General features: G+C 26.7%; 11 protein-coding genes and 1 pseudogene. 1 reads left to right on the top strand and 11 read right to left on the bottom strand.

Features of this window, described 5'->3' with window-relative positions:
• Positions 1-170: 170 nt before the first annotated feature.
• The 8 genes from J7M87_RS03480 to J7M87_RS03445 all read right to left on the bottom strand — a co-directional run bounded on the left by J7M87_RS03480 (position 171) and on the right by J7M87_RS03445 (position 8,412).
• The gene (locus tag J7M87_RS03480) at positions 171-1,097 is read right to left on the bottom strand and encodes a zinc ABC transporter substrate-binding protein (protein WP_291648694.1); all 927 of its coding nucleotides are present in this window, start codon (positions 1,095-1,097) and stop codon (positions 171-173) included.
• Positions 1,098-1,172: 75 nt separating this feature from the next.
• Positions 1,173-3,920 carry an AAA family ATPase gene (locus J7M87_RS03475; RefSeq protein ID WP_291648692.1) on the bottom strand — a complete coding sequence of 916 codons (2,748 nt, stop codon included), beginning with the start codon at positions 3,918-3,920 and terminating at the stop codon, positions 1,173-1,175.
• Positions 3,907-5,037: a DNA repair exonuclease gene (locus tag J7M87_RS03470; RefSeq protein ID WP_291648690.1), complete on the bottom strand. Its 1,131-nt coding sequence runs from the start codon at positions 5,035-5,037 to the stop codon at positions 3,907-3,909. The genes J7M87_RS03475 and J7M87_RS03470 overlap by 14 nt, the downstream gene beginning before the upstream one ends.
• Before the next feature lie 258 nt (positions 5,038-5,295).
• Positions 5,296-6,093: a DUF4097 family beta strand repeat-containing protein gene (locus J7M87_RS03465; RefSeq protein WP_291648687.1), complete on the bottom strand. Its 798-nt coding sequence runs from the start codon at positions 6,091-6,093 to the stop codon at positions 5,296-5,298.
• Between the two features lie 12 nt (positions 6,094-6,105).
• The gene (locus tag J7M87_RS03460) at positions 6,106-6,804 is read right to left on the bottom strand and encodes a hypothetical protein (RefSeq protein ID WP_291648685.1); all 699 of its coding nucleotides are present in this window, start codon (positions 6,802-6,804) and stop codon (positions 6,106-6,108) included.
• Positions 6,805-6,824: 20 nt separating this feature from the next.
• Entirely contained in the window at positions 6,825-7,523 is a 699-nt protein-coding gene (locus tag J7M87_RS03455) for an ABC transporter ATP-binding protein (RefSeq protein WP_291648683.1), read from the bottom strand.
• 1 nt (position 7,524) lies between these two features.
• Complete coding sequence (locus tag J7M87_RS03450; protein WP_291648681.1) at positions 7,525-7,890, bottom strand: GntR family transcriptional regulator; 366 nt, start codon at positions 7,888-7,890, stop codon at positions 7,525-7,527.
• Between the two features lie 339 nt (positions 7,891-8,229).
• Positions 8,230-8,412 (bottom strand): alpha/beta-type small acid-soluble spore protein, encoded by a 183-nt coding sequence (locus J7M87_RS03445; protein WP_291648679.1) that lies wholly within the window; start codon positions 8,410-8,412, stop codon positions 8,230-8,232.
• 213 nt (positions 8,413-8,625) lie between these two features.
• On the opposite strand from J7M87_RS03445, the gene J7M87_RS03440 reads away from it, so the two are divergent.
• The gene (locus tag J7M87_RS03440; protein ID WP_291648677.1) at positions 8,626-9,564 is read left to right on the top strand and encodes a phosphatase; all 939 of its coding nucleotides are present in this window, start codon (positions 8,626-8,628) and stop codon (positions 9,562-9,564) included.
• Positions 9,565-9,836: 272 nt separating this feature from the next.
• On the opposite strand, the gene J7M87_RS03435 is transcribed toward J7M87_RS03440, so the two are convergent.
• From J7M87_RS03435 to licT, 3 genes and pseudogenes are all read right to left on the bottom strand, one after another.
• Positions 9,837-10,502 (bottom strand): hemolysin III family protein, encoded by a 666-nt coding sequence (locus J7M87_RS03435; protein ID WP_291648675.1) that lies wholly within the window; start codon positions 10,500-10,502, stop codon positions 9,837-9,839.
• 123 nt (positions 10,503-10,625) lie between these two features.
• Positions 10,626-12,671 (bottom strand): glucose-specific PTS transporter subunit IIBC, encoded by a 2,046-nt coding sequence (gene ptsG, locus J7M87_RS03430; RefSeq protein WP_291648673.1) that lies wholly within the window; start codon positions 12,669-12,671, stop codon positions 10,626-10,628.
• Positions 12,672-12,747: 76 nt separating this feature from the next.
• Positions 12,748-13,596 (bottom strand): annotated as a pseudogene (gene licT, locus J7M87_RS03425) (BglG family transcription antiterminator LicT).
• Positions 13,597-13,664 lie beyond the last annotated feature (68 nt).

Below are 13,664 nucleotides of genomic sequence, written 5' to 3'. Positions count from 1 at the left end.
TTACTTCAATACTATCAATTATAAATATAATTAATATAAATATAGAATATCTATTACAACTTATATACATTTTCTAATAGATAATAAAAATCGGATATAGGAACTCTTAATACCTATTATCCGATATCTTTTAAATCTTTATTGAAAATACTATATTTTACATATAGAGATTAATTTTTTAATGAATTGTATATAGTTTCTAAATTATATTTCATACCTTCTAAATAACCTTTATCATCTTCTTTAGTTTCAAGACTATATATCTTCTCTACTTTAGCTCCAACTTCTCTTGCTAAAGTTTCTGATTCTTTTGCACTTGCTGTAGATTCACTAAATATAACTTTAACATTATTTTCTTTACAGTAATTTATCAATGTTTCTAAATTTTTTGGAGTTAATTCGCCTTCTCCAAATACATCAGCTATACTTTTTTGTGTTAATCCAAAGTCTCTACATAAATAAGCAAAGGCTGCATGTCCAGTAACAAAATCCTTATTTGTTATTTCTTGAAACTTACTTTCATATTCATTTTGTAAATTAGCAAAGTCTTGTTTTAACTTTTCATAATTACTTTCATAGTAATCTTTATTTTCCGGATCCATTTCAACTAAACTATTTTTTATGTTCTCAGCTTGTTTTGTTGCATCGCTTAAACTTAGCCACATATGAGGGTCATTTCCACTATGCTTATGCTCTTCTTCTCCCTCTTCATGCTCATGATCCTCTTCTGATATACTAATTGGCTCTATCCCATTACTAGCTTCTACTATTTTGATATCTTTACCTTCAACTGTGTTTAAAACAGAATCTATCCATTCTTCCATGTCAAGCCCATTATACACAAACATATTAGTATTTATTAAATCTTTTAAATCCTTTGGTTTTGGATCAAAGCTATGTGCATCACTACCATCTGGTATTATTGAAAACACCTCTACTTTATCTCCACCTATAGCTTCTGTAAAATCCTTTAGCGGATTGATTGTAACTCCTACTCTTAATTTTTCACTGCTATTCTCATTACCTTTATCCACACATCCAGAAAAAGAAAATATAATTCCTAGCACAAGAATTACACCTACTAATTTTTTCTTCATTTCTCCACCTCTTTTGCAAATGATTTGCATTATTCATTGGTATAATTTTATCTTCTTATACTATTATTGTCAATACTACAGCGAAATATAATTAATTTCTATATTTTTCTTTTCAAATATATACTTTTCTCTTGATTGGCATGTGAATATTAATAACTGCTTGAATTTACAGCTTAAAAGTAGATTAATAGCTTTTTCAGTTCTAGTATCATCATATTGCACAAAAGCATCATCTAATATAACCGGAAAATCAATTTCCTTATATATCATATTAATAAAGGCTAGCCTTAATGATAAATATAGTTGATCATTTGCTCCATTACTTAAAATAGCGCCAGGTAGCACCTCTGACCCCTTCCTTACTTTCATATCATATGAATCAGATACCATAACATCATCATAGCTTTTGTTTGTTAAATCCTTAAAATATTCTATAACAGTAGAATTTAAAATATTGCCAAAGTTTCCTCTAACTTCTCTTATAGATTCATTCATTTTTTCTATAGCTAGTTCAGTGGCTTTTAGCTTCAATTCAAACTTACTAATCTTTTCTCTTACATCTTCTATTTCTTCTTCTATTTGCGGTATAGCCCTTTTACCTATAAATCGATTATTTAAATCATTTTCAACATCTTTTATAGCTTTCTCGATTTCTATTAATTCATTTGATTTTATTGAAATCTGATTATCTATCTCCTCTTCTGATGAATAAGTATAATTTATATTTTCATTAATTATATCCTTTAAATCTTCCTTTATTGCATCAATATCCTTATCCTTAGTTAAAGCTTTATAGGTTTCATCTATACTTTCTAAAGTTCTAACTATTTCATCTCTTTGCATTACCTTTTGTTTTATCTCTAGCAACTTTTCTTCTAAACTAAATAAATCTATATCTTCTAAGCCTATAAATTCAAGTTTTTCTCTTATTCTTTTCTCTCTTATTTCAAGCTCTTTTTCTAATTTATTTATTGATTGCTCTTCCTTTTCTATATCTATTTTTAAAGATAAAATATCCTTATTTACTTCTTCGTATTTAGATAGCATTAATATTACTTCATTTACATCTCTTGTTTTTGCTAGATCTAATATATATTCTATATACTCTTCGTTATTTTTATAATTTTCTTCAACTGTCCTTATATTTAGAACAGAAACTTGAATTTCCTTTTCTGTTATCTTTATATTTTGCTTTTCTTCATACAAAATGAACTCATCAAAAAGTTTTAGTTTTCTAATAAAATCTTCATACGAAGTTGCTCCAACCAACTTTGTATATTTAAAAATATCCTTTTCTATATCCTTTATATCTTCTTCCAATTTATCAATGCTAAATAAACTATTATGTTTATCACTTTTATTTATTTCTGTTCTTAGATTAAAAGATTTAAATACAAGAAGACTTAGAGCTCCTGTTAATATAACTATCAAAAACAAATTATTTCTAAATAAAAAAATCGATATAGCTAAAATAATAGAAAAAATTATAATTAATAAATTGATAAGCCTATTTTGACTCTTCAATTTAATATCTATATTTTTTTCTTTTGCATTGTTAGAAGAGCTCTCTAATTTAAACTTAAGCTCTTTTAACTTATCTTCATATTTTTCTAATAACTTTCCTATTTCATTTCTTATATCTTTAAAGTTTATGGCATTTCCTATATAGTCTTTCTTCTTTTCTATATCCTTTTTTATAAACTTTATATCACCATTTAGAGTTTCATAGTTCTTAATCTTCTCTTTTAGATTTTCTCTTTCCATAATAGCTTTCATAAACTTATTCTTATCTTCACTTGATAAATCTTCTATAAAAAATAAATTTTCAAATTCATTTCTCTTATTTGAATAAATTTCTTTACTGCTTATTAACTTTTTTTCCTCTTCTGACTTCATATCTAATATACTAAAATACAAAGAGTTTTCATCCTTTATATCATTTAATAAAACTTCATCTATTACACCATTTCTAGAAGATATACTTTCTTCTATATATCTTTCTTTTTTCTTTAACTCTTCTTTTTTCTTTAAATATTCAGTGATTTCTTCATATTCTTTCTGAAGTTTAGCTTTTTTCATATATTTTTTATATATATCTAAATTTTTAAGTTCTTTTCTTAATTCTTCCCTATCATCTTTCAAAATAATTAAAGCCTGTTCTTTATCTATACATGCTTCTGATAATTTATAAGCCTCATATCTTTCTTCATTTAGCAAATTGTATTTATTTCTAAGTAAATCCAACTCTCCATTTTTTCTACTTGTAGTTATAGACTTTTTTATATTATCTAACTTTTCTAATGCCTTTTGTAGTGATACATTTTCTTCTCCACTACCTAACAAATTTGCTGCCCTATCTATTATTTCTTCTTCCTTATCTTTAGAAATTGATACTCCTAATTGGCTAATAAATAATGTTTTCAAGAATGTAGACGAGTTTACATTTAAAAAGTACTTTCCAGGTTCATCTTTTGGTATATCTAAAACTATATCTCCAGATTCAGCATCTAATACCTCTGATGTATCTTCCTTCTTAGTTAATCCAAAACTTCTTCTTATAATATACTTTCTATTATTATGTGATACATGAAGTTCACCTCTTATCTTATCCCCATCAATAGGCATAAATCTTATTCTATCATTACTTTTAATATCTTTACTTCTTTTAGAATTCATACCATACAGCCAAATCCTAATAAAATTTTGAATAGTACTTTTACCTTTCTCATTTTCACCATATATTAAATTTATTTCATCACTTAGCTCAATTATCTTATCTTTTAATCCAGCAAAAGAAATAATATGTATCTTATTTATAATCATTCAAATTCACTTCCTCATGTGATAAGCATTGTATTCCTATCTTTAAAGCTAATTTTAGAACTTCATCATCATAATCATCATCTTCCATTTTATCTAGTAGCTTTCTCGCATAAACTCCTTTAATGGAATAATCCTTTGATATTTTATCAAAATCTAGCTTTACATCAGTATTATCAATTACTTTAACAAAATAAAAATAATCTTTTATCTTCTCAAATACTATATCTTCATTTAAATTCATATAAGATTCTATTTCGCCCCTTAAAATAACTTTATATAAATTATTTTTTCTTTCTTCCTCACTTATAGAATTTATTACTCTTTCTTTTATTTCTTCATAACTTACAGAATTACTTATATCTACATCAACTACATAATAATTTCTTTTTGATGTTCTAATAAATCTTAGATCTACAGCTCCTTTTGAAACTTCTCCAGCTATAATACCTTTATCTCCAAGCTCATCAAACCCTCTTCCCTGAGGACATCCTGCATAAGCATAACAAGTATCTTTTTGCCTTAATATCCCACTATAATTATGTCTATGACCTATGGCTATATAATCTAATCTACTATCTTCTATATCTCTTAATGTAATTGGATTATAATCATTTCCTTCATCATTGTTTGATATATCACCATGTATCAACATTATGTTTATGTATTTTTCATTTATTAAAATATTTTTTAACATACTTTTTTTAACATGATGTGTATTAAACGCTGCTCCCCATACAACAGTTTCTAAATCTTGCAAAACTACACTTTCAACTGAACTTTTAAATATATGAACATTATCTGGCCATTCTATCATCTTATAAAATGATTTTTCGTAATAAGGATCATGATTCCCAGGAGATATAAATACTTTTATATTAATTATTCTTTCTAATTGACTTTTAATAAAAACTAGTGTTTTTTTGTTTACTGTTAGATTATCAAAAATATCCCCAGTTAATAGTAAGATATCAACAGAATTTTCTATACACATGTTAATAATTTTACTAAAAACTTCTAAAAGTTCTTCCTTACTTATTAAAGCTATATTTTTATTTAAATCTTTAAATGGAGTATCAAAATGTAAGTCTCCTGCTTGTAATATCTTAACTTTTTTCATATTATCACCTTAATTATAATTATTCTCAACGAACTTTTGTTCTCATTTTATCATTTTTCATCTTACTGTACAATATTAAGCACATATATACATAATAATAATTTATATTAGTAATATTATCTAATTTGAACAAAACTTTAAATTTCTAATAAATATATTAACAAATATATTATGACTTCAATTATTTAAACCAGTAATTAGATAATTTCATTTTTATTTGATAAAAATAAAAATGCAGGCAAAGTTACCTGCATCAATTTAATTTGTTATATTTATTTCTCCAATTCCCATGCTGATATCAAATATATATTTATTTTCTCCAGATGTTTTAGCACTTATATTAGCATTTCCAAGCCCAGAATCAGTTTTTATGCTTACTGGAGAATTTGATGGAATACTTATATTGGTATCTCCTACTCCACCTTCAAACGTTAAGTTACCATTTACATCTCCTAATGATACATCCACGCTTCCAACTCCCCCTCTAATATCTATGTCTCCTGTTCTTTCTTTTGTCTCTAATTCAACATCTCCTACTCCACTTTCTAAATAAAGTTTATTAAATGAAATATTCTTTATAACTATTTCTCCTACTCCTGAACTAACATTCATATTATCAACTTTTAAGTCCCTAACTTCATATTCTCCAACACCAAATTCTAAGTCTATATTTCCATTATAACTATTTGGTATCTTTATCTTTAAATCACTAGCAGAGTCTCTAATTACACTATTAGATTTTTTTGATTTTTCACTAATAGTTACTTCATCCGAACTTTTGTCTATTGTAACTCCTTTAGAAAGCTTTCCCAAAGTACCCGAAACTTCAATATCCTTACCCTCATAGTACATTATCTCTACATTGCTAACTTCTATTTTTATATTAAGTTTATTTATGCCTTCTATTGATTCAACCTTATTTATACTTTCTCCACTATAATTAGTTGAATCTGTGTCATTATCATTGTTTCTACTTTCTATTCCAAACTTAACACTACAACCAACTAATACAACGCTTAATGATAATGCTAAAAAAATCTTAAATATCTTTTTCATAATTATATCCCCCTAAATAATATCTAATTTTTTATCTAGATGATTCACTGCCATTGTCACAAGAATACCTACCCATAAAATCCCCAAAAGCGTAGATATCAAATCAATTTCTATAAACGATCCAATTTTTAAATAAATATATGGAAATAAGTTAGTTATAAACCTATTGATTTCTGAAACAAATCCTTGAATAATTCCACCACCTACTATAACAGCAAGTACACATAATCCTACATTATAAATATATGATGAAAATATTACTATAAAAGAAGTAATTACAATATATGCTGCTGTAGTCCCAAAAGCCACTCCAAATGATGCCATCTTAACTACTTCTGCCATTGTATTGTTAGAAAGACTTGATATTATATATGCCATAACAGCAATACTTCCTTGTAAAATTATAAATTCTAGATACTTAGCAATCATAAATTCCCAAGCTTTTATTGGTAAAGTAAAAATTAACTTACCATTATCCTTTGATATTTGTGATATAAACTTTATTATTGAGGTAATGAAATTTATTCCTAAAAATGTTGAAATGAATACAATATTCATAATTGACATCAGCTCTCCAACAAATGGTATTTTTATAAATATCCCTAAAGTTAATATACACAAAATTACAAAAGCAATTACATACAATATCTTACTTATACCTGAATTGTATTTTCCAAAATTATATTTTAAAATATTTAAAACATTATTCATATTATTCCTCCTTCTTCAATCTACTCTGCAAATACCTTCCTATAAATTTCGTCAATTGATAATTTATATTTTTCTCTCAGCTCTTCAGCATCTCCAGATTCTATTATTTTCCCATCTCCTAAAAAAGCGACTTCATCAAAAACCCTCTCAAGTTCGCCAATATAATGAGTAGTTATTATCATAGAACTTTCTTCTGATAAATTTTCTAATATAGCATCTAAAATCTTTTCTCTTGAAACAGGATCAACACCTGATATAGGCTCATCTAACAAATATAACTTAGCTTTTCTACTTAAAGTTAATGATAAGCTAAACTTTTCACTTGTTCCTTTTGATAAATCCTTTATTTTGGCTTCAATATCTAGATTCATGAAATCCAAATAATATTTCATCTTTTCCATATCAAAATCATTAAAGAAGTCTGAGTATAAATTTATTGCATCTTTTATTTTCATTGTTTTATGAAAAATATTTTTATCTTGTAAAAATGCAATATAGTTTTTAGTTTCAGTTCCTATAGATAATCCATCAAGCTTTATTTCCCCTTTATCAACCTTTAAAAATCCTTGTATTGTGTTTAAAAGAGTTGTCTTACCTTGTGCATTAGGCCCCATTATTCCTAAAACTTTTCCTTTTTCTAAGCTTAAACTTACTCCATTTAATATTTTCTTTCCTTTTATTGTTTTATATAAATCTTTTATTTCTAATAAACTACTCATCTTAGTCCTCCTTATATCTTTCTGATATAACTGCTAATATTCTTTCTTTGGTGAATCCTAATTCTCTAGAATCCGCAATAAATTTATCTATAGTTTCATTAAATATCTCTTGTCTTAGAGCATTAATCTTTTTTTCATCTTCAGTAACAAATTTCCCAATTCCTCTTTGAGTATATATTAACTTTTCATTTTCTAACTCTGAATAAACCTTTTGAACTGTATTTGGATTAACCTTTAATTCGCTTGCATATTCTCTTACAGACAAAATTCTTTCGCCCCCTTTTAATTCTCCAGAAACTATTCTTTTTTTCATATAAGCAATTATTTGAAGATATATCGGCTCTTTTGAATTTAATTCAAGTAACATCTTTTATCTCCTTCCTCTACAGTATTAGTGTATTAATTAAATAATACACTAATACTGAATTTCTTTCCATTCCAATAATAACCAACCATTATTATTATCTGAAATTATCTTTATATACTATTAATTATCTCTATATTTCTCTATTTTTCTTATAATATTAAAATATAATATTATAAAGTTATTATTATAAATTTTTACATAAAAAAAGAGGTATCTAAAATAAAAATATAATTTCTATTTTAGAAATACCTCTTCTTTTTTTGAATGGTTACAATACTAAATTCTTTGGCGGTATATCCATCCTGTCTTTTTAACCTTTAGTTAATTTGTTCTGGTGGCTTACTTTAATGAACTTTCGTATTGTTCAACCATTCTTTTTACCATCTCGCCACCAACGGAACCACATTGTTTTGATGTTAGGTTACCATTGTAATCGCTAAATGGAACTCCTAACTCTGCTGCAACTTCATTCTTGAATGCACTTAATCCTTTTCTTGCTTCTGGAACTAATGTTTTTGCCATTTGTAATTCCTCCTTTGGCTATTGGTTTTGTAAACTACTTTTAAAATTGAACTCCCTCTCATTTAAAAGTTTTTTGTTTACACTATTATATTAACCCTAATCTAGGTTTATATTCTTAGTAAATTATAGCTACTTTAGAATATTTTATATGAAGGATATTTTATCTTTTTGTGCACAAAATATTTAATGAATATACTTAATAGGAGGTTCTTTATGAAGATTTCTATGTTTAAATTTAAAAATATTAAATATAAATCAATTTCTATTTTTATTGCTTTGTCTACGTTATTATCTATATTTAATCTATCTAATATATCTATGGCAACTATAAATTCACCAGATACCCTTCCATTTCTTGAGGATAAGTTTTTAATATTAGATGTTAAAAAAAATTATAAACTTCCTCCTAGATTTAGAAGCATCCAGGAACTTAATATTTCAGGTTGTGCTCAACTTAGACCCAGCCAAATAGATAATATAAAAGTAGCTATAAATAGTCCTAAAATAACTGTAGTTGACTTAAGACAAGAATCTCATGGATTTATTGACGATAACCCAATAAGCTATTATAGTTTTTTTCAGCTTATAAATAGTAATTTAAATTCTCAAGAAACATTAAAAATAGAAAAAGAAGATTTATCAAAGATACCACTAGGTGATAATATTCCAATTTTTAAAACGACAGGCGAATATTTAGAATCATTGAAAGCCAATGTTGTATCAAGTGAAGATAAAACTTGTGAAAATTTCGGATTAGGTTATAAAAGAATTTCAGTAAGGGATAATTCAATTCCAACTCCAGAAACAGTAGATGACTTTATAAACTTTGTTAATACTACAGCTGATGATGTACATATACTGTTTCATTGCGACGCTGGAGATGGTAGAACGACTATGTTTATGTCAATGTTTCAAATGATGAAAAATCCATCTAATGAATCTCTTTCAATTATACTTAATGATCAAATTACTATTGGTGGAATAGTATTAACAGATAATATTCCAAGAGCAACTTTTCTAGAATATTTTTATAACTATATTTTAGAAAATAGAGAATCCGAATTTAAGACTAACTATTCTACATGGTTAAAAAATAAAAAAGGTCTGTATATTGAAAGCGCTCCATTACCTAATGAAACCGAACCTAGCTAAAATAGGCTGTATCAAAATAAATTTTAATATTAGTCTATAAAAAGGAAAGCTCTAATTCGAGCTTTCCTTTTTGCGCATATATAGATAATCACAAAAGTTTCCATTTAAGTTTAAAAACATCTTTAAGCATGTAAAATCAATGGTTTAAAAGGGGTTCGCGTTTCGTGAGCCCATTTATAAAAATAAGAGATTAACTTTTTTAAAGCAATAAAACTTACCTAAAATTGAATAAATTTTCTATTAAATATATTTCTAATACTACACTCTTTAAATTATAAATATAATATTCCTAAAAATATTGCAATATAATGTAATGTACTTCCTGCAATTACAAATAGATGCCATATAAAATGATTGTACGGCATTTTATCTAACGCATAAAATATGCATCCTATAGTATAAGCAAGCCCGCCTGATACTATATATATTAATATTTTCATAGGTACTAAAAGTAAAACTACTTTAACATTAAGTACTATGATCCAACCCATTAATATATATAGTATTGTTGATAAAACAGAAAACTTATCTATCCAAAATATCTTAAATATTATCCCTAGAAATGCAATTATCCATAGTGCTAATAATATTTGCATAGATTTTTTATCACTATTCATCAGTATTAATATAATAGGAGTATATGTTCCTGCTATCAATAAATATATAGACGAATGATCTAATATCCTTAGTATTCTTTTAGCCAAAGCTCCTGGAATACTATGATATAAAGTTGATCCAAGATATAATATTATTAAGCAAATACTATATATCCAAACTCCAACAACAGCATAATTACTTCCTGAATTTGCTGCTGCTATAATTAAAAATAAACTTCCTATAATAGATAGTATAGCTCCTACTCCATGAGTTATAGCATTCGCTATCTCTTCACCTTTAGTATAAAAATTATAAACTACCTGTTCCTTTTTATTGCTCATAGATATTTCCTTCTTCACCCTCCAACATTTTTAATTACTTTAATAATATTGCTCATTATTCAATATATTATTCTTTTTAGAAAAAGGAACAATCTTTAAACTATAAAAATTGCTCCTAAAATTTTAATTATTTAATTTTTCATGTATTTCAACTTTGTTAATATCTCCAGACATAACATCTATATCATTATTAAAATATATAAATTTTTCCTTAGATAGCCCTTTAAATATAACAGGTATAATTGGTGATTTTAACTTTTCTCTTATTTCATCTAAAGGAAACTCTATTAGTAAATCTCCTTCATTAACTATATCTCCTTCTTGTACAAAGGCTTTAAATCCATTTCCGTTTAAATTAATACTATCTATACCTATATGAATAAATATATCAAACCCATCTAGACTTCTAATTGTTATGGAATGAGATGTTCTTGAAATTATCAATATCATTCCTTTTATTGGAGATATTAAAACATTCTCTTTAGGATCTATAGCAAAGCCATCACCTATAAGTTTCATAGAAAATATAGGATCTGGAACCTCTTCTAATCTTAGAAGTTTTCCTGTAACAGGCATCATAATGGAACTTTCTATTTTTAATCCTTTTTCCATTTTTTCTATCTTCTTTTTCTTTTTAACCTTTACCTCTTTTCCATCTATGATATCTTTCATTTGTTCTTTAAGCATATCAGATTTAGGACCAAATATAGCTTGAACATTCCCACCTATTATCATCAGATCAGCCGAACCTAATGCCTTAAGTTTACTTCTGTTTACTAAGCTTATATTTTTAACTGTAACCCTAACTCTAGTTATGCAAGCATCTAAATATTTTATGTTTTTTCTGCCTCCAAAAGCATCTAATACTTCATAAGCTAAGTTTCCATCAGAAATATCTATATCAATTTCACTTTCTTCTCGTTCTCTTCCAGGCGTCTTTAAATCCAACTTTCTTATTATGTATCTAAATCCCATATAATAAATAGCTGCAAATGCCACTCCAACTATTATTATCCACCACCATTTTGTTCTATTAGGAATAACACCAAATAATATAAAATCTATGAGGCCACCTGAAAATGTCAACCCAACCTTAACATTTAATATTTGCATTATCATAAATGATAAACCAGCAAATATACAATGTACACCAAATAAAACTGGAGCAACAAATAAAAACATAAATTCAATAGGTTCTGTTATTCCTGTTAGGAAAGATGTTAAGGCCCCTGAAAACAATATACCTGCTACTAGTTTCTTATTATTGCTATCTGCTTCATGATACATTGCTAACGCTGCTGCTGGAATACCAAACATCATAAATGGGAATTTTCCAGTCATAAATGTTCCCGCAGTAAATCTTACTCCATCCTTTAATTGAGCAAAAAATATTGCCTGATCTCCAACTACTAATTGTCCAGCTAAATTAGTATATTCTCCAAACTGATACCAGAATGGATTATACCATATGTGATGCAATCCAAAAGGTATCAATGCTCTTTCTACAATTCCAAAAATTAAAGCCGAGATAGTTTGATTAGCTCCTATCATACTCCTTGAAAAAGCCAATAGAAAGTTTTGTATCGGAGGCCAAATTACTACCATTATTATTCCTATTATTAATCCTGCTATTGCAGCTACTATAGGTACAAATCTTTTTCCTGAAAAAAAACCCAAAAACTCTGGCAACTTTATATTATAAAATTTTTGATATATAATAGCAGAAACCATCCCAATTACTATACCACCAAATACTCCTGTTTGGAGAGTAGGAATTCCAAGTACCATATCATACATTGGATTAGTATCAACTTTTAATAGGTCAATACCAACTGTTATTCCAATAGTCATATTCATTATTAAAAAGGATACTATAGCTGCTAAGGCTGCAACACCATCTCCATTGCTCATACCTATAGCTACTCCCACTGCAAATATTAGTGGCAAATTAGAAAATATAATATCACCTGAAGATGACATTATATTAGCAATTAGTTGAAAAGTTTCACCTGATAAAATTGGAATATTACTTATTATGTTTGAATTTTGTAGTAATGTTCCAATCCCCATTAATAGTCCAGCTGCTGGCAATAAGGCAACTGGTAACATTAATGATTTACCTACCCTCTGAAGAACTCCAAAAGATTTTTTTAGAAATATAGTATTCATTTTTCCTCCTAATTAATCTCATATTAAAACAAAGACTTAAGCACTAAATTCTTTGGCTTAAGTCTTAATAAACATACTAATGATTACTTCTTAATACAGAGATAACCCTGTGTATATGCATAGTTAAATATACTATTTCATCTTCATTTACTTTATAATCATAATTACTTTCTATATACTCTTGTATCTTTTTAGCGCAATCATAAGCTTCTGGATAACTTTTTGATGCTATTTCCTAAAACTCACTATTATTATCATTATTTTGATTGTTAGTTATTACTCTCTTTGCAAAATACTTAAGATGAGTTAATAATCTATCATAGTTTAAATCCTCTTCATTAAATTCAACTGAGTAGTAATATCTAATTCTGTTTAATACCCCTTTAATTATGTTAGTTGCAACTACTGATTCTTTTGCAGTTTCTTGATAACTTGCATTAACAAGATGTAAAGCAATAAACCCCGCTTCATCTTCAGGTAAATCTATTTTTAATCTATTATTTATATAATCTACAGCCCATAGTGCTATTTTAAATTCTTCTTTATGTATTCTTCTTATTTCATCTAATAAATCATTTTTAATTTTAACCTTATTTTTATACCTCTTAATTGCAAAAGCAATGTGATCAGATAAAGAAATATAAATTTGTTTATCTAACTTTCTATTTAATTTTCTATCTGCATAAGATATAATTTCATGTGATAATTCAAAGATCCCGTCGGGTATTTGATTTATAAGCTTTTTAAGTTTATTACCCATTCGCTTATCATCTACTACAAATATCTTTTCTATTTTATCTTCTTCTATTTCTTGCCCTACTTTCCTATTGAAGGCTATTCCGGCCCCCATAAGGATAACTTCCTTCTTAGTCTTTGGATCTATTGAGATAACAACATTATTGTTTAATACCTTTTCTACAATCATATTACCTTCATTCTCCTAACACTTGGAAAATAAAATACCTAAATTAAGATAAAACATTATCTTAATTT

The sequence above is a fragment of the Clostridium sp. genome (assembly GCF_017888565.1).
Lineage (GTDB): Bacteria > Bacillota > Clostridia > Clostridiales > Clostridiaceae > Clostridium.
Note: the sequence above shows the minus strand (reverse complement) of the source record. Positions and strands in the feature narration are given on the sequence as shown.